Annotated in this window: 13 protein-coding genes; 7 read left to right on the forward strand and 6 right to left on the reverse strand. The window is 60.8% G+C overall.

All coding sequences use genetic code 11. From position 1 onward, the window contains the following. The first annotated feature begins 18 nt into the window (after positions 1-18). Together ACR0AZ_RS01755 and ACR0AZ_RS01760 are read left to right on the forward strand one after the other, a co-directional pair. Positions 19-1,089 carry an SMP-30/gluconolactonase/LRE family protein gene (locus tag ACR0AZ_RS01755; protein WP_480469195.1) on the forward strand — a complete coding sequence of 357 codons (1,071 nt, stop codon included), beginning with the start codon at positions 19-21 and terminating at the stop codon, positions 1,087-1,089. A gap of 67 nt (positions 1,090-1,156) precedes the next feature. Beyond that, entirely contained in the window at positions 1,157-1,939 is a 783-nt protein-coding gene (locus tag ACR0AZ_RS01760; protein WP_480469196.1) for a crotonase/enoyl-CoA hydratase family protein, read from the forward strand. Here the strand turns inward: ACR0AZ_RS01760 and ACR0AZ_RS01765 are convergent, their stop codons facing one another. The 3 genes from ACR0AZ_RS01765 to ACR0AZ_RS01775 all read right to left on the reverse strand — a co-directional run bounded on the left by ACR0AZ_RS01765 (position 1,940) and on the right by ACR0AZ_RS01775 (position 6,781). Beyond that, the gene (locus tag ACR0AZ_RS01765; RefSeq protein WP_480469197.1) at positions 1,940-2,272 is read right to left on the reverse strand and encodes a DnaJ family domain-containing protein; all 333 of its coding nucleotides are present in this window, start codon (positions 2,270-2,272) and stop codon (positions 1,940-1,942) included. It lies immediately after the preceding gene. Between the two features lie 39 nt (positions 2,273-2,311). Continuing rightward, a complete protein-coding gene (locus tag ACR0AZ_RS01770) occupies positions 2,312-3,475 on the reverse strand; it encodes a benzoate/H(+) symporter BenE family transporter (RefSeq protein WP_480469198.1) in 1,164 nt (387 codons plus the stop codon). Positions 3,476-3,619: 144 nt separating this feature from the next. Beyond that, complete coding sequence (locus ACR0AZ_RS01775; RefSeq protein ID WP_480666623.1) at positions 3,620-6,781, reverse strand: valine--tRNA ligase; 3,162 nt, start codon at positions 6,779-6,781, stop codon at positions 3,620-3,622. A gap of 139 nt (positions 6,782-6,920) precedes the next feature. Between ACR0AZ_RS01775 and ACR0AZ_RS01780 the strand changes: the two genes are divergently transcribed. The 3 genes from ACR0AZ_RS01780 (at position 6,921) to ACR0AZ_RS01790 (ending at position 11,455) form a co-directional block, all read left to right on the forward strand. Continuing rightward, a complete protein-coding gene (locus ACR0AZ_RS01780) occupies positions 6,921-9,212 on the forward strand; it encodes a xanthine dehydrogenase family protein molybdopterin-binding subunit (protein ID WP_480666625.1) in 2,292 nt (763 codons plus the stop codon). Continuing rightward, the gene (locus ACR0AZ_RS01785; RefSeq protein WP_480666626.1) at positions 9,190-10,266 is read left to right on the forward strand and encodes a DUF2235 domain-containing protein; all 1,077 of its coding nucleotides are present in this window, start codon (positions 9,190-9,192) and stop codon (positions 10,264-10,266) included. Before ACR0AZ_RS01780 ends, ACR0AZ_RS01785 begins: the two co-directional genes overlap by 23 nt. 97 nt (positions 10,267-10,363) lie before the next feature. Then, entirely contained in the window at positions 10,364-11,455 is a 1,092-nt protein-coding gene (locus ACR0AZ_RS01790; RefSeq protein WP_480666627.1) for a Hint domain-containing protein, read from the forward strand. A gap of 43 nt (positions 11,456-11,498) precedes the next feature. Here ACR0AZ_RS01790 and ACR0AZ_RS01795 read toward each other — a convergent pair whose 3' ends face one another. Beyond that, positions 11,499-12,068 (reverse strand): GcrA family cell cycle regulator, encoded by a 570-nt coding sequence (locus ACR0AZ_RS01795; protein ID WP_480469203.1) that lies wholly within the window; start codon positions 12,066-12,068, stop codon positions 11,499-11,501. 126 nt (positions 12,069-12,194) lie between these two features. Between ACR0AZ_RS01795 and ACR0AZ_RS01800 the strand changes: the two genes are divergently transcribed. Next, the gene (locus ACR0AZ_RS01800) at positions 12,195-12,998 is read left to right on the forward strand and encodes an ABC transporter permease (RefSeq protein WP_480469204.1); all 804 of its coding nucleotides are present in this window, start codon (positions 12,195-12,197) and stop codon (positions 12,996-12,998) included. Here the strand turns inward: ACR0AZ_RS01800 and ACR0AZ_RS01805 are convergent. Continuing rightward, positions 12,995-14,230 (reverse strand): MFS transporter, encoded by a 1,236-nt coding sequence (locus ACR0AZ_RS01805; RefSeq protein ID WP_480469205.1) that lies wholly within the window; start codon positions 14,228-14,230, stop codon positions 12,995-12,997. The two genes, ACR0AZ_RS01800 and ACR0AZ_RS01805, sit on opposite strands and share 4 nt — an antisense overlap. A 111-nt stretch (positions 14,231-14,341) precedes the next feature. Then, a complete protein-coding gene (locus ACR0AZ_RS01810; protein WP_480469206.1) occupies positions 14,342-15,223 on the reverse strand; it encodes a DMT family transporter in 882 nt (293 codons plus the stop codon). Positions 15,224-15,517: 294 nt separating this feature from the next. On the opposite strand from ACR0AZ_RS01810, the gene ACR0AZ_RS01815 reads away from it, so the two are divergent. Next, positions 15,518-16,705, forward strand: coding sequence for an acetylornithine transaminase (locus ACR0AZ_RS01815; protein ID WP_480666628.1), 1,188 nt, complete (start codon positions 15,518-15,520; stop codon positions 16,703-16,705). Positions 16,706-16,724: the final 19 nt, after the last annotated feature.

The following is a 16,724-nucleotide window of genomic DNA, read 5'->3' on the forward strand; positions in this document are numbered from 1 at the left end:
CCATGGTTCGGAGGTGGCATGCGTTTTCTACTGGGGCTTGTCCTGATCGGTCTTGCTTATCTGTCGTTCTGGCCGGTCCCTGTTGATCCCGTCGCGCATGAGATGCCCAAGCCGCCCGGTTTCACTGGTGATTTTGCTGAGAACACCCATCTCGATAAAGCGCAGCTGATCTCCCTCCCGGACGGAGAGATCGGCCCCGAAGATATTGCGATCCTGCCCGGTGGTGCGGTCTACACCACCAGCCTGTCTGGCGCTCTTTATCGCATCGACGGGGATCAGCCGACCCAGGTCGATCAACTCGACGGTCGCCCTCTGGGTCTGCGTGCAGGACCGGATGGTGCGCTCTACATTGCTGACAGCTTTCGCGGTCTGATGCGCTGGTCCGGACCAGGAACGCTGGAGACGCTGGCCTCCGAGATCGACGGAGCGCCCATGATTTATGCCAACAACCTCGATGTGGCGCAGGATGGCATGGTTTATTTTTCGAACTCTTCGGACCGCTTCGATCCTGAAACGATGGGCGGCACCAAACCCACCTCGGTCATGACCATTTGGGAGCAATCTCCGACCGGCTACGTCGCGCGATATTCTCCCGACGGCAGCGTCGAGAAGATCGCCGAGGGATTTGTTTATACCAACGGTATCGCCCTTTCGCCGGACGAAGATTTCCTGCTGATCGCCGAAACGGGACGGGCGCGGGTACACAAACTCTGGCTCTCCGGCCCGAAGGTCGGAACGCAGGAGGTTTTACTCGATAACCTGCCGGGCTATCCCGACAACATCAAAGCGCAGGGCGATGGCACCTATTGGATGGCCTTCGCCAGCCCGCGCGTGCCATCCGAGGCGCTGATGCCTTATCCCTTCCTGCGCAAGGTGATCTGGCGGCTGGGCCCGATGGTGCGCCCTGCGCCGATTCACCGCGGTATGTTGGTGCAGTTCGACGGCGACGGAACCATCCTGCGGACGCTGCAGGACCCGGACGGACGGTTGGGCATTACCACCAGCGGGCAAGTTGTCGACGACCAGTTCTATGTGATGACGCTGGATTCTCCGTGGTTTGGCCGGATGCCACTCTCCGATATGCCCTGACGTCGCAGTGGCGCCGACCGTCCCGAGCTGGCATGGTTGCCGCAACAAAGAACACCCCGGAGGTCCCATGTCCCGCGTATCCGTCGAATACAAAGACCACATCGCCCATGTCACGCTGACCCGCGGCGACAAGATGAACGCGCTGGATGATGCGATGATCAAGGCGATCCTTTCGGCAGGACAAGAGGTCGCCGCCGCCGATATCCGCGCCGTGGTGCTGTCGGGCGAAGGTAAAAGCTTCTGCGCCGGACTCGACATGGCCAGCTTTGCCAGCATGGCACATACCGATCCAACCGAATGGCTGATGACCCGCAGCCACGAGGACGCCAACGAGATGCAGGAGCTCGCCCTGACCTGGCGGCGCGTTCCGGTTCCGGTGATCTGTGCCATTCAGGGCGTCGCCTATGGCGGAGGTCTTCAGATCGCGCTGGGCGCAGATATCCGCATTGCGCATCCCGAAGCCAAGCTGGCGGTGATGGAGATGAAATGGGGCATCATCCCCGACATGGGTGGCATGGTTCTGCTGCCCCAGCTTGTGCGTTCAGACGTGCTGCGTCTGCTGACTTACACGGCCCGTCCCATCGGCGCGCCACAGGCGGCGGATTGGGGGCTGGTGACAAAACTTTCCGACGACCCTCTGACCGAAGCGCTTGCTCTGGCCGAGGATATTGCTGGTAAAAGCCCCTCGGCCATCCGCGCGGCCAAGCGCCTGATCGAAGTGGCCGAAAGCAAATCCCGCGCTGAGGTTCTGATCGAGGAATCCGCCGAACAGGTGGAGCTTATCGGAAAGCCGGATCAGATCGAGGTCATCACGGCCCAGATGCAGGGCCGCAAGCCCGAGTTCAAATAATCAGCGCATAAAACTGCGCCGCGCGTCGCGGGCCATATTGTACCGCATCTCCAGCTCGGCGATGCGGGCCATGGCGGCTTTTCTGTCCGCGGGATCGGTCAGCGCTGCATAGTCCTGCCGTGCCGCGTCCAGCTCTTTCTTGATGTTGAACTCCTCGGGCAACACCCCAGCCTGCGCCATGATCCGATGACCCGCTGCAATAGCGGGATCGCCCTGAGCTTCGGATGAGCGGTCGGGCAGGGGCTCACCTTCGCCTTCAAGACCCTGTAACTGGCCCTCGGCCTGCGCCTTTTTGATCTGGCGTTCCACCAGTTTTCCAAGCGACCCGAACATGTGCGCATCATACCGATTACGGCGACAAGGCGAAAGGGATCAACGCATTCTGCTTGTCACAAGATGCGCGATGCCACCGGCCAGAAGCCCCCAGACCGCAGCACCCAGCCCAAAGACCGTGATGCCGGACGCGGTGATGGCCAGCGTCAGAATGGCCGCTTCACGCTCAGCAGGCACATCCAGCGCGGCATGCATCGAATTGGCCATTACGCCGATCAGTGCAACCCCGGCCAGAGTGCCCATCAACATCGGATCAGCATGGGCGGCAAAGCTGGTGATCGCCACGGCAAAGACGCCAAACAGGCAGTAGAACACACCGCCCATGATCGCAGACCAGTATCGCTGCGCAGGGTCGGGATGGCTGTCCTCGTTGGAACACATCGCGGCCGTGATGGCGGCCAGACAGGTCGCGGGGGCGCCGAACGGGGCCGAAAGCAGGCTCGCGCCACCGACGGATGAAAACAGCTTGCCGGGAACGGGGGCAAAACCAAAGCTGCGCATCACTGCGACGCCGGGGATATTCTGCGTTGCCATGGTGACGATGAACAGCGGAACGCCGATGCCGATGGCGGACGCGGCTGAGAAGGACGGCGTGGTCCAGATCGGAGCCGCGATCAGTCGGTCCGGCATCAGTTGCGTATCTCCTGCGTTCAGAGACACCACGACGGCCGCGGCGACCACGGCTGCCGGGACCGCGAACAACCGGTTGAAGCGACCCGCGATGAACCATGTCAGGATCACCGGCAGCGCCTGCCATGGAATTTCAACCGCAGCTTTGAAGGGCACAAGGCAGAGCGGCAACAACACCCCAGCCAGCATCGCCTGCGCCAGCGATGTTGGGATTGCTGCAGCCAGCCGCCCAAGGGGCTTCCACAGCCCCGCCAGCACGGTCAGAGCTCCGGCGCATAGGAACGCTCCGGTCGCGCCTGAAAACCCCTCGACCGGGGCGGCAGACACCGCCAGCAATGCGGCCCCTGGCGTAGACCACGCGACGCTGATTGGCATTTTATACCGCAGGCTGAGGACGATGGCCGCAAGCCCCATGGCAATTGCTGCGCTCATTAGGCCCGACGCTGCTTGCGTAGGCGAAGCCCCCATGGCGCCCAGCCCTTGCAGGACGATGGGGAACGAACTGAAGAACCCGACAATGGCCACAACCAACCCGGTTGAGACGGTCTGCATCGGAGGGAAAGGTCGCGCCATCGGGGCCTCGGAGGATTGTGTCGCCGAAGTGCTACCAAGCGCGGGTGGGCGCGAACAAGAGGGAAAGCCTTGAGGTTAAAGAAAAACCCCTCCGTCAGGTTTGGCGGAGGGGTTTGGATCTGAATATTTGTGAAAAGATGAAGATCAGGCGATTTCGGCCAGACGGGCGAGGGCCTCGTTCAGCTTGGCCTCTTCTTCTTCACGGGCGGCGAGGTTGGCCTTGGCTTCCTCAACCACCTCTTCCGGGGCCGAGGCCACGAATTTGGGGTTGTTCAGACGCCCGCGCAAGCCGCCCAGTTCCTTGGCCAGTTTGCCCTTAGCTTTCTCCAACCGTTCCTTCTCGGCGCCGATATCGATGATATCCGCCAGCGGCAGGCCGAAGCTCGCGCCGGGGGCGGCGATCGAGATCGTGCCTTTGGGCAGTTCATCCGCTTTGGTCAGGCTGTCGATCCGCGCCAAGCGCTTGATCAGCGCTTCGTTGCGGTCCCATGCAGCCTGTCCATTGGCGTCGATCTCGGTCACCAGCATAGGCACATAGAGGCCCGCCGGAACCCGCATCTGCGCACGGGCCGAGCGGGTGTTTTCGATCACCGAGATCACCCAGTTCATCTCGCGATCCGCCTCTGCGTCGATCAGATCGGCGGCGGAATAGCTCGGCCAGTCGGCGTGGACGACCATCTTGGGCCGCGCGCCGGTCAGGCCCCAAAGCTCCTCGGTGATGAAGGGCATGATCGGGTGCAGCAGGACCATACACTGGTCCAGAACCCAGCGCATGGTGGCGCGGGTCTCGGCCTGTGCCTCGGCGTCGTCGCCTTGCAGCAGCGGTTTTGAAAGTTCCACATACCAGTCGCAGACCTTACCCCAGACAAAGGCGTAAAGCCCGTTGGCCGCGTCGTTGAAGCGATAGCTCTCCAGCGCCGCATCGACTTCTTCGCGCACGCGGGCGGTTTCGCCGATGATCCAGCGGTTTACAGCCGCTTTGGGCTTCAGGTCGGCCACGTCCAGTAACGGCACGGCGTCGGTGAAGACCTCGTTCATCTCGGCAAAGCGGACGGCGTTCCATAGCTTGGTGCCAAAGTTGCGGTAACCGGTGATGCGCTCGCGGGATAGTTTCAGCACCCCGCCGATGGCCGCCATCGAGGCGTTGGTGAACCGCAGCGCATCGGCGCCGAATTCGTCCACGATCTCCAACGGGTCGATGACGTTGCCGGTGGTCTTGGACATCTTCTTGCCCTTCTCGTCGCGGACGAGCTGGTGCAGGTAAACAGTGTGGAACGGGATCTGGTCGACCACGGCCAGCTGCATCATCATCATCCGGGCGACCCAGAAGAACAGGATGTCGAAACCGGTGACCAGAACGTCCGTGGGGAAGTAGCGCTCCAGTTCTTCTGTCTGTTCCGGCCAGCCCAGCGTGCCGATGGGCCAGAGGCCGGAGGAGAACCATGTGTCGAGGACATCGGGATCGCGCCAAACCGGGTAGACCAGCCTGGTCGGGTCTTGTTCGACCGCGTATTGAGCAAGGCTTTCAGCGAACTGATGGATCGCTTCCTGCTTGTCGGCAACTTCGACAACCGTCGCATGGCTCAGCGGGCTGGGAATGTTTGCATTGTCGTCGAGGAATTTCTCGGTAACGGCTTTAAGGCTCGCAGCGCATTCCATGACATTGCCACGGTGCAGCATGCCGCCTTCGTTCAGCAAACGGCCCAATTCGACCAAATCAAGGTCGCCGTCGTTTTCATCGTCCTTAAAGTTCTCAGCCGATAGATCGAGACCATACCAAACCGGTATCTGATGTCCCCACCACAGCTGGCGCGAGATGCACCAGGGCTCGATGTTTTCCAGCCAGTGGTAATAGGTTTTCTCGCCCGACTCGGGGATGATCTTGACCGTACCGTCCTTGACCGCATCCAGCGCGGGGCCGACGACCTTGGCTGCATCGACGAACCATTGGTCGGTGAACATCGGTTCGATGACCACTTTCGAGCGGTCGCCAAACGGCTGCATGATCGGTTTGCTCTCGACCAGCGGGACCAGCTTGTCCGCGCCTTCATGATCGGGCTTCAGGGCGGTTGATCCCAGACGGGGATCATCCGCGCGGGTCATCACGGCCAGACCGTCAGCGGTAATCTCTTCCACAACCTTCGCGCGCGCTTCGAACCGGTCGAGCCCGCGCAGGTGATCGGGGATCAGGTTGATCGCGTCGATCTCGTTCTCGGTGAACTCTTTGCCGCGTGCGTATTCCTGCGCCTTGTCAGCCTCTTCGGCATAAGGCGCCCCATCGGCCCGCATCGCGCCTTTGGTGTCCATGAGACGATACATCGGAATGCCGCCGCGCTTGGCGACCATGTTGTCGTTGAAGTCATGCGCGCCGGTGATCTTCACCGCGCCCGAGCCGAAATCGGGGTCCGGATACTCATCGGTGATAATCGGGATCTGACGGCGATGCTCTTTCGGGCCAACCGGGATTTCGCAGAGTTTGCCGACGATTGGCGCGTATCGTTCATCCGACGGATGAACCGCAACCGCGCCGTCGCCCAGCATGGTTTCGGGGCGGGTTGTGGCGATCGAGATATAGTCGCGCTCTTCCTCCAGCACGATATTCCCGTCCTCATCTTTCTCGACGTAGGTATAGGTCTCACCGCCCGCCAGCGGATACTTGAAGTGCCACATATGGCCCGCAACTTCGATATTCTCGACCTCAAGGTCCGAGATTGCGGTCTCGAAATGCGGGTCCCAGTTGACCAGACGCTTGCCGCGATAGATCAGGCTCTTTTCGTACATGTCGACGAAGACCTTGATCACCGCATCGTGAAAATTCGCAGAATTTTCGTGCCCCGTGCGCGGATCACCCGCCGCGCCGGCCATGGTAAACGCGTTGCGCGACCAGTCGCAGGAGGAGCCAAGACGCTTCAACTGCTCAATGATCGTACCGCCGTATTCACCTTTCCATTCCCAGACCTTCTCAAGGAATTTCTCACGCCCCAACTCACGGCGGCCGGGCTGCTGCGTGGCGGCCAACATCTTTTCCACCTGCATCTGCGTGGCGATACCAGCATGGTCCTGACCGGGTTGCCAAAGCGTGTCGAAACCGCGCATCCGGTGCCAGCGGATCAGGATGTCCTGCAGCGTGTTGTTGAACGCGTGGCCCACATGCAGCGCGCCCGTCACGTTGGGCGGTGGGATCATGATGGTAAAGCTTTCATCGCGCGATTTGTTCGCGCCTGCCTTGAAGGCTCCGGCCTGTTCCCAGGCCTGATAAATGCGGGCCTCGGCCTCGGCCGCGTTGAATGTCTTTTCCATCGCCATGGGGTGCGTCCTGCGTCATCAATCTCGGGTCAGCGCCTGCAATAACGAATGCGTGCGGGAAGGGGAAGGGTCTGCGCGCTCTGGACAACGAACCCGTTCAGCCTAATGTCGCCCCTGACGCAGCCCAAAGGATCGCCCCATGGAAAAGTTCGGCAAAAGCCAGCCCGTCAAACGGACCGAGGACCTGCGGTTTTTGACCGGGAACGGCCAATACATGGATGACGCGGTACCCGAAAACGCGCTGCACGTGGCGTTTTTCCGCAGCCCGGTGGCGCATGGCCAGATCACGGCGCTGGATCTGGAAGCCGCGCGCGCGGCAGAGGGCGTGCGGCTGGCGATGGCGCTCGACGATCTGCAGGCGACAGGCATCGACACCGTGATGAACGGGGCCACTGTGCCCAACCGCGACGGCACTCAGGCTGCATCCCCCGAGAGGCACATGCTGGCCAACAAACGCGTCCGCTTCGTGGGTGAGCCGGTGGCAGTCGTGGTGGCTGATACGCTGCTGCAGGCACGCGACGCGGCTGAGTTGATCTGGATGGAGACTGAAGACCTGCCCGTAAAGATGGACGTTGGCGCGGGCGGCGAAACACTGCACCCCGAGGCCCCCGACAACCACGCCTTTGACTGGGGCCTGGGCGATGAGGCCGCGACCGAGGCAGCCTTTGCCACCGCCGCCCACATCGTCTCGCTGAACGTCGAAGATAACCGTGTCATCATCACCTCACTTGAGCCGCGCGGGTGTCAGGCCAACTGGGAAGATGGGCGCCTGCATTTTTCCTATGGCGGGCAGGGTGTCTGGGCGATGCGGACGCAATTGGCGCAAAAGCTGAAGCTGGATGCGGAAGACGTCCGCGTCACCACCCCGGATGTGGGCGGCGGCTTCGGTATGAAGGTGATGCCTTACCCTGAATATTTCTGCACCGCCGTTGCCGCCAAGAAACTGGGCCAGCCGGTGCACTGGATGTCGGACCGGTCCGAGGCGATGCTATCCGATCACCATGGCCGCGACCTGACCTCGCTGGGTGAACTGGCCTTTGATGCCGATCACCGAATTACCGCCTATCGCGTGCACAGCAAGGTCAATCTGGGTGCCTATAACAGCCATTTCGGGCAGGCGATCCAGACCAGCCTTTTCAGCAAGGTGCTGATGGGCGTTTATGACGTGCAAACCACCTATCTGCGGGTCGAAGGGTTCTATACCAACACCACGCAGGTCGACGCTTATCGCGGCGCCGGACGGCCCGAGGCGATCTATGTGCTGGAACGGGTCATGGACCGCGCAGCGCGCGAGCTGGGCGTCGATCCGTGGGAGCTGCGGCGCAAGAACTTCATTCGTCCCGCCGATTTCCCTTATACCTCGGCCACCGGTGAAACCTATGACGTCGGCGATTTCGACATGGTCCTCAGCCGCGCGGCCAGCCAGACCAGCGGGTTTGCAACCCGCAAGGCGGCGGATGCCGAACGGGGCCTGATCCGCGGACAGGGCCTCTGTTACTATATCGAAAGTATTTTGGGTGACCCTTCCGAGAACTCGAAGGTCGAGTTTTGCGAGGATGGCGCGGTGAACCTATACGTCGGCACCCAATCGAACGGGCAGGGGCACGAGACTGTCTATGCCCATTTCCTGTCAGATCAGACCGGGATTCCGATGGACCGGATCACCGTCGTTCAGGGCGACACGGACAGGCTCGCCCATGGTGGCGGCACGGGCGGGTCGCGCTCGGTCACGGTGCAAAGCACGGCGACGCTGGCCACCATCGACATAATGATCGCCGCATTCACGCCTTATCTCGCGGATAAGATGGGGGTCGAGGAAGACGACGTGCATTTTGATCATGAAACATTCCGGGCACCCGGCTCGAACCTGACCCCAACCCTGATCGAAGCGGCCGAGATGGCGCGTGCAGACGGGCGCATGGATCTGCTGAAGCACGAGGCCCGCGCCAATCTGGATGCCCGCAGCTATCCCAATGGCGCACATGTTGCCGAAATCGTTATCGATTCTTACACGGGCGAGACATGGGTTGATCGCTATACGGTCGTGGATGATTTCGGCAATCTTATCAATCCGATGCTTGCCGAAGGGCAGGTGCATGGCGGGGTGGGTCAGGGCATCGGCCAGGCGCTGACCGAGCATGTCGTTCACGATGCACATGGGCAACTGCTCACGGCTTCGTTGATGGATTACGCCTTGCCGCGCGCGGCTGAGATACCCATGATTAAGTTTACCTCGGCGCCGGTTCCGTCAACGTCCAACCCGATGGGGATGAAAGGATGTGGCGAGGCTGGCACGGTGGGCGCGCTGGCCGCAGTGGCAAACGCGGTTCAGGATGCGCTCTGGGATCACGGGGTGCGGCAGGCAGATATGCCTTTCACACCTCACAGAGTATGGGAATTGCTGAACGATGGTTCTGTCGCGGCTGAGTAGAAAGGTACTGGGATGGCTCGGACGGCCTCTGCGGTCCGAGCACTCGGCCGAGACGCGCCACCGCGAACCGATCAGCCATGTCATCATTCTGGACGGCACCATGTCGACGCTGGAGCCGGGCCGCGAAACCCATGCGGGTCAGACCCTGCGCCTGTGTTGCGAGATGGGCAGCAAGGTTTCGGTCTTCTACGAATCTGGTGTGCAATGGGAAAGCTGGAAATCCTCGCTGGACGTGATGATGGGGCGCGGCATCAACCGCCAGATCCGCCGCGCCTATGGCTATCTCGCCTCGCGCTACAAACCCGGCGACAAGATCTTTTTCATCGGCTATTCGCGCGGCGCTTACGGGGTGCGCAGCCTTGCGGGGGTGATTGATGCGATTGGCCTGCTCAAGGCCGAACACGCCACCGTTCGCAACATCAAACAGGCCTATCGCCATTATGAATGTGCCGCCAACGGCAAGGCAGCGGCTGAATTCCGGCAGGCCTTCTGTCACGAGGATGTGGCCATCGAAATGGTCGGCGTCTGGGACACGGTCAAGGCGCTGGGTCTGCGCCTGCCGCTGCTCTGGCGCTGGGCCGAGGAACGCCACGCTTTCCACAACCATCAGCTTGGCCCGGCCACCCGCCACGGCTATCACGCCATGGCGCTGGACGAGACCCGCGAGGTGTTCGAGCCGGTCTTGTGGAAATGCACCCCTGAATTCAAAGGACATATCGAGCAGGTCTGGTTCCGTGGTACCCACGGCGATGTCGGCGGTCAGTTGAACGGGTTCGAAGAGGCACGACCGCTCAGCAACATTTCCCTGATCTGGATGCTGGACAAGGCCGAGCTGCACGGGTTGCCCCTGCCCGAAGGCTGGCGCGACCGATATCCGACCGATACCCATGCGCCCTCGGTCGGCACATGGCGCGGCTGGGGCAAGATTTTCCTGCTGCGCAAGCATCGCAAGGTGGGCAAGGACCGGTCAGAGAAACTGCATGTTTCAGTCTCACCGGATGAGTTGCCCGGTTGGGTGCCGATGCCAGATTTACCGTCGCATCCGGCGCAGTAGGCAACGCTGTATCTTATCGATTTACGTGTTTTATATATATGCTGTTTACGTTGGTGCCGGGTAGACATTTCGGTGCTATTGAAAGACACACGACCCCATGCCGGATCCATATTTTTCAGAATTGAAATACCTGGGCGGACCGACTCTCGATTTCATCGAGATCGCAGTCGACGCAGGCACCGATGTGTCCGGCCTGGTCGTGACCATCTACCAGAGCAGTGGTGAGATTCGATCCACCAACACACTGGCTGGTATTACGCCGACAACGGTGGCGGGGCGCGATATTTACGTCATCGATACGACCAGTTCCGGTACATTTACCGGACTTGGGAAAACGAATGGCATCTCGCTTTCCGAGGGGTCGACGGTTTACCAGTTCAACTCTTTCAGCGATCCGCCAAGCCCCGGGCCGATTACTGCAACGGCCGGACCCGCCAGCGGCATGCAATCGACTGTCATCGGTCAGGCCGGAGCGGGCGATTCTCTGATTTCCACGGACGATGGCGGCACCTACTCGGTAAATACCGATCCCACCCCGGGAAGCATCCCTTGCCTGACCGCAGGTACATTGGTTGCCACTGATGTAGGGCCGGTTCCGGTTGAGGATCTTGAACCCGACCAACCGATCCGTTTGGCATGCGGCGGCGCGCAACCGCTTCTGAAGGTCATGTGCCGCTCGGTTAACTCACGCGAGCTACGCCGTAACCCGAAGCTCTATCCAGTACGAATATGTGCAGGTGCATTGGGACAGGGCCTGCCCCGCCGGGATTTGCTTGTCTCGCGCCAACACCGCATGCTGGTGTCCTCTGCCATTGTGAAGCGTATGTTTGGCCGCCCCGAAGCTCTAGTTGCCGCCATACGGCTTGCCGGGCTGCCGGGCATCTATGTTGATGATACGGTTGACGGCATCACATACGTTCATCTGGTTCTTGCGACACACGAAGTGATATTCGCCGAAGGTGCCCCGACCGAGAGCTTGCTGATTGCTGAGGAGGCACTGAAATCAATGCCCCCCGAGACGGTTGAAGAACTACACGCGCTGTTTCCCGAGTTGTCGATCAACGCGATGGCAACAACCAAGTATCTGGTGCCGGACAATGCGCGCCAGAAAAGACTGGCGGCGCGGCATGCCCAGAACGGGTTGCATCTGCTTTCGGAATACTCCGACAGCAGATATCACGCAGACTGACATAACGCAGCCTGCGCTTCGCACAGCTTGCAAAGTTGCAGATTTACCGCCGCCGGTCGCGGCGAGAGCTCATGGGCTGGAACGCCACGCCCACATGCGCCTCGCAATAGGGCTTGCCTGCCTCAACCGGCAGGCCGCAGAACCAGAAATCCTCGGTCGCGGGGTCGCCGACGGGCCATTTGCAGGTCTTCTCGGTCAACTCCATCAGCGTCAGCTTCTTGGCCTTCTTCTCGACCTCGTTGACCTTGGCCAGCGCCTCGGGGCTGATTTCGTTGGCCGAGGGCTGCGGTGGCAGCGGCTGACCGGCGGGGATGATCTGACGACGGGCCGGAGTGGCCGGTTTTGCTTCCGGGGCAGGGGCCGGACGGGCCGGTTCGGTCTTGGGTGCTGGTTTGGGCTTGGCCTCGGCCTTGGGTGCGGGTGCCGGTTTCTCCTTAGCTTCGGCCTTGGCCGGGCTGGCACCGGTGGCGCGGTTTGACAGGCCCAGACGGTGGACCTTGCCGATCACCGCGTTGCGGGTCACGCCGCCCAGTTCCTTGGCAATCTGGCTGGCCGACTGGCCCTCGCCCCACATCTTTTTCAGCAGCTCTACACGCTCGTCAGTCCAGGACATCATTTGCCTTTCAAAAGCGGAAAGCGGCCCCGGATTCGGGCCGCCTTGGGAATTCGTCTCAGCGCCCTATTCTAAACACTGCGGGCCGAGTTACAAGCGGTCTTCGAATCAGGTATGGGGCAGATCATGCAGAATCTCATGGATCAGGACACACGCCGCTTTGGTACGGTAAACTGGATGGGCCTCTATACGCTGGCGCGGCGCGAAACACTACGCTTTCTGGCCGTGTGGACGCAGACTCTGTTAGCCCCTCTGGTGACGGCGGGATTGTTCTTGCTGATCTTCACCATTGCCATTGGTCCAAGCCGGCCCGACGTGATGGGCGTTCCGTTCCTGATCTTTCTGGCGCCGGGCATCATGATGATGACGGTGATCCAGAACGCTTTTGCCAACACCTCGTCGTCGATGGTGATCGCCAAGGTGCAGGGCAATATCGTGGACACGCTGATGCCGCCCCTGTCGCCGCTGGAAATCCTACTGGGGTATCTGGCCGGCGGTATTGCCCGAGGTGTCCTGATTGCATTTGTCGTGGCCGCTGCGTTTCTGATCTTTCTGTCGATCGTGCCCCAGAACCTGCTGATCACGCTGATCTTCGTCATCCTCGGCGGGGCCTTCATGGGCGCGCTGGGCCTGTTTGCCGGGATATTTGCCAACAAGTTCGACCAGATGGCGGCGATCACCAACTTCATTGTCACGCCGCTGGCCTTCCTGTCTGGTACCTTTTATTCGGTTGAAGCACTTCCGCCGGTCCTGAACCGCCTGAGCCATATGAACCCGGTGTTCTATCTGATCGACGGGCTGCGCTATGGCATGATCGGGGTATCTGACAGCTCTCCTTGGTTGGGCATGGCAGTCTGTGGCGCAGCAACGCTATTGGTCGGAGCTGCGACATGGCAGATGCTGCGAACGGGTTATCGTCTCAAGGCTTAGGTTGCATCGGCCAGTGATCCGGGCTGCAGGGCGACGCGTGGGCGCCCGAGCCGTGGATGCAGCCGCGCCGCTACGGCCCAGGCTCCGAACAAGGCCAGGCCGCCAGCCGCGAACACGCCAGCGACCGGTGTGATCAGCAGCACCAGCGAGGCCACGCCGGGCGTCAGAATGCCTGACACGTCGCGATAGCTGGAATAGATCGCTGACATCTCGGTCCGTTCCGAGGGTTTCACTGCCATGAGAAATGGCAATCCTGCACAGATATCCAGCACGATCAGCCATACCGATCCCAAAACCAGCGCTACGACTGAAGCGACCGGCCAGCCGGAGATCGCTGCGGCGATCACGAAACAGACCCCGCAGGCGGCAAAACCCGTGCGCACCGCCACCCGCAGCGACCGCCCCTGCACCCAGCGCAGGATCAAAGGTGCGCCGAACAACATGGCATTCGTGCTCGACAACAGGATGCCCCCGAGCTGTTCACCCAGCCCGTTCTGAATGGCAAAGATCGGCAGGTAGACCACATAGATCCACCACCCGCAGGACCGAATCATTGCAAACAGATACCCCGCCAACAGCCGCGGCTGCGAAAAAAAGCGCGGCAGATAGGCCAGTGGATTGCTTGCCGGTCCGCGCGCCTTGGTGATCAGCTTGCCGTTGCCCAAACGCATGCTCCAGAACAGGATCAACATGGCGACTGAGGCGACTGCGCTGATGACGAATGGGGCAGGGGCCCAGCGTTCCATCAACAACACGCCGATCATGGGGCCTCCGGTCCAGCCAAGGGCGCTGTAGAACATGCGGCTGGTCTCGCATCGGCCAAGTTCGATCTTGCTGATGTAATCCAGCACATAAGCGTTGAAACAGACAAAAGTCGTGACCGTGGCCACCGTGTTCAGCGCCAGTGCCAGCACGATAGAACCGGGGCTGCCCTCGATCGCCAGAACGGCGCTGATCACGAACAGGACGCATCCGGCGGTATAGGCCCAGCGCCGGGGGACGTAGCGGATAACAAACGGTATCATCAGCCCGGCAACAAGCGAGACGATCCCCACCAGAAAGTACACAAACGACACAGAGGACGCGTCGCCCAGCGCGCGGTACATCACAAGCGGAAAGACCGAGATCAGGATGCCTCGGACAATGGCCTCGAACCCTGCCAGGATGCCGAAATCGCGGACCGATGGTGCAGGGGCATGGCGGACCCATTCAGGGATACGGCGTTCATGCATCTGACAATCTTTCTAATCAACTATGATCAGATTGCGCCCGGCTAAGATGATTTCATGGGGGTTTGCGACATGGGTGTCGCGCGCAGACATCGCCTTGAAAAAACTTTCCGCCTATGACCGACGCAGCCGCGCCTCGCGCCAGACCAGGATCAGACCTCCGGTCAGGATAATGGCTGACCCGATCAAGCTGACCCCATCCGGGATCACTTTGAACACCACGAAATCGTAGAAGGCGGCAAAGATCAGTGTGGCATAGCTGATGGGGGCCACAAAGGAAGCATCCGCCCGCGCCATTCCGTTGACGAAACAGGCCTGCGCACAAGCCATCAGCACGCCAATCCCCGCCAGCGCTGCCCATTGCTGGGGCGTCGGAATCTGAAACACGAAGCTGACCGCGACCGAGGCGATGGTCAGCCCCATCGCATTGTTGATCAGCAAAATCTGGATCGGAATTTCACGGCCAGAAAGTTTCTTGATGAAAATCAACTCCATCCCGATGATCGCCGCCGCCGTCAGCGCCAGCAACGCAGCGGGCTGAAAGCTGGCGGGCGTGGGGCGCAGCAGTACCAATGCGCCGATCAGCGCCACGATGGCGGCCAGCCAGCGCCAGGGGCCGACCCCTTCTTTCAGCAGCGGGATCGCCAGCATCATCGCAAAGACCGGGTTCAGGAACGAGATCGCCGTCGCATCTGCAATCGGGATGAACGCGACCGCAGCAAACATCAACGTGACCCCGAGCCAGCCAAAGCTTGTTCGCCCGATATGCAGGCCCCAATGCGGGCGGCTCAAGCGCGGGCGCAGGATACCCACGGCTGTGACGATCACTAGAAAGGCAAACAGAAACCGCCCGTGACTGATCTGCAAAGGATGCAGCGCCGGGCCCAACGTATCTGTCCCCAGCGCTTTGGCCAGCAACGTAGTCCCCGCGAGAAGGGCGCTCGCCGCAAGGATCAGCAGGGCCGCAAGGGCAGGGTTCTGGCGTATCGGGGTCATGGCTCACCCGTGCGCCAGCGTCGGGTAAATGACAAGCGGTAAATCCCGGTCTCAGAGTGATTTTTGCCCCGATCATAAAAACGGGGTTTTCAGATCGATTGCACCCCGTTATACGACCCGCCATGATCAAACCCGCACATATCCTGCGCCTCCGACGCCGACGCCTGACCGCGTAACCGGCCCGTTTGATCCATTTGCGCTGCTCAAATGCGCGCAATCTCCACCAAATCAGTTGACGACCATGGCCCCAGTGTATCACTCACAGGGCTCAACCTATTCGAAAAGGATGATCCGATGATCCCGTCCGTTCTGCCGACCTATAACCGTGCGCCCCTGACATTCGTAAAGGGCGAAGGCGCCTGGCTGACCGAGGCGGATGGCCGACGTTTTCTGGACCTCGGCGCGGGGATTGCGGTGAACGCGCTGGGCCATGCGCATCCGGCTTTGGTGGCTGCGCTGACTGAACAGGCGCATGCGTTGTGGCATGTCTCGAACCTCTACAACATCCCGCAACAGCAAGCGCTGGCCGACAGGCTAGTCGAGCACACCTTTGCCGATACGGTCTTCTTCACCAATTCCGGCACCGAGTCCTGCGAACTGGCCGTAAAAATGGCCCGCAAGTATTTCTATGACAAAGGTCAACCTGAGAAGGTCGAGATCATCACCTTCGATGGCTCATTCCATGGGCGGTCATCGGCGGGTATCGCCGCCGCCGGGTCCGAGAAAATGACCAAAGGCTTCGGCCCGCTGCTGCCCGGCTTTGTGCATCTGACGTTCGGAGACCTCGACGGCATCACCAACGCCATCACTGACAAAACCGCAGCCATCCTGATTGAACCGGTTCAGGGTGAAGGCGGCATTCGCCCCGTTCCGGATGCAGAACTCAAAGCCCTGCGCCAAATCTGCGACGACAATGGCCTTCTGCTGATCCTGGATGAGGTCCAGTGCGGCATGGGCCGCACCGGCAAGCTCTTCGCGCATGAATGGGCGGGCATCACTCCAGATATTATGATGGTCGCCAAAGGCATCGGCGGCGGCTTCCCCCTGGGCGCTGTGCTGGCCACAGAAGAGGCGGCCAGCGGTATGACCGCAGGCACCCATGGCTCCACCTATGGCGGCAACCCGCTGGGCTGCGCTGTGGGCTGTGCGGTGATCGATCAGGTCGCGACACCCGCTTTCCTTGAAGGCGTCAACCGCAAGGCGGGCCTGCTGCGTCAGAAGCTCGAAGGCCTGATCGCGGACCACCCCGATGTGTTCGAAGAGGTTCGCGGCTCAGGTCTGATGCTGGGCCTGAAATGCAAGCCCGCCAATATCGACGTGGTCAATGCAGGTTATGACAACGAGGTTATCACTGTCCCCGCCGCCGATAACGTGATCCGCCTGCTGCCACCGCTCACCTTGACCGAAGACGACATCGCGCAAGCCCTGATCCGTTTGGAAAAAGCCGCGACGCAAGTCGAAAACGCAATGGCTTCGGCCTGAACTCGCCTGATTGAAAAGT

It is taken from the genome of Ruegeria sp. BE3, assembly GCF_056538865.1.

Bases quoted from the DNA above. Each gene is read 5' to 3' on its own strand.
- ACR0AZ_RS01765 (WP_480469197.1), bottom strand. From the start codon at position 2,272: ATGTTCGGGTCGCTTGGAAAACTGGTGGAACGCCAGATCAAAAAGGCG.
- ACR0AZ_RS01810 (WP_480469206.1), bottom strand. From the start codon at position 15,223: ATGACCCCGATACGCCAGAACCCTGCCCTTGCGGCCCTGCTGATCCTT.
- ACR0AZ_RS01755 (WP_480469195.1), top strand. From the start codon at position 19: ATGCGTTTTCTACTGGGGCTTGTCCTGATCGGTCTTGCTTATCTGTCG.
- ACR0AZ_RS01760 (WP_480469196.1), top strand. From the start codon at position 1,157: ATGTCCCGCGTATCCGTCGAATACAAAGACCACATCGCCCATGTCACG.
- ACR0AZ_RS01795 (WP_480469203.1), bottom strand. From the start codon at position 12,068: ATGTCCTGGACTGACGAGCGTGTAGAGCTGCTGAAAAAGATGTGGGGC.
- ACR0AZ_RS01775 (WP_480666623.1), bottom strand. From the start codon at position 6,781: ATGGCGATGGAAAAGACATTCAACGCGGCCGAGGCCGAGGCCCGCATT.
- ACR0AZ_RS01780 (WP_480666625.1), top strand. From the start codon at position 6,921: ATGGAAAAGTTCGGCAAAAGCCAGCCCGTCAAACGGACCGAGGACCTG.
- ACR0AZ_RS01815 (WP_480666628.1), top strand. From the start codon at position 15,518: ATGATCCCGTCCGTTCTGCCGACCTATAACCGTGCGCCCCTGACATTC.
- ACR0AZ_RS01790 (WP_480666627.1), top strand. From the start codon at position 10,364: ATGCCGGATCCATATTTTTCAGAATTGAAATACCTGGGCGGACCGACT.
- ACR0AZ_RS01800 (WP_480469204.1), top strand. From the start codon at position 12,195: ATGCAGAATCTCATGGATCAGGACACACGCCGCTTTGGTACGGTAAAC.
- ACR0AZ_RS01785 (WP_480666626.1), top strand. From the start codon at position 9,190: ATGGTTCTGTCGCGGCTGAGTAGAAAGGTACTGGGATGGCTCGGACGG.
- ACR0AZ_RS01805 (WP_480469205.1), bottom strand. From the start codon at position 14,230: ATGCATGAACGCCGTATCCCTGAATGGGTCCGCCATGCCCCTGCACCA.
- ACR0AZ_RS01770 (WP_480469198.1), bottom strand. From the start codon at position 3,475: ATGGCGCGACCTTTCCCTCCGATGCAGACCGTCTCAACCGGGTTGGTT.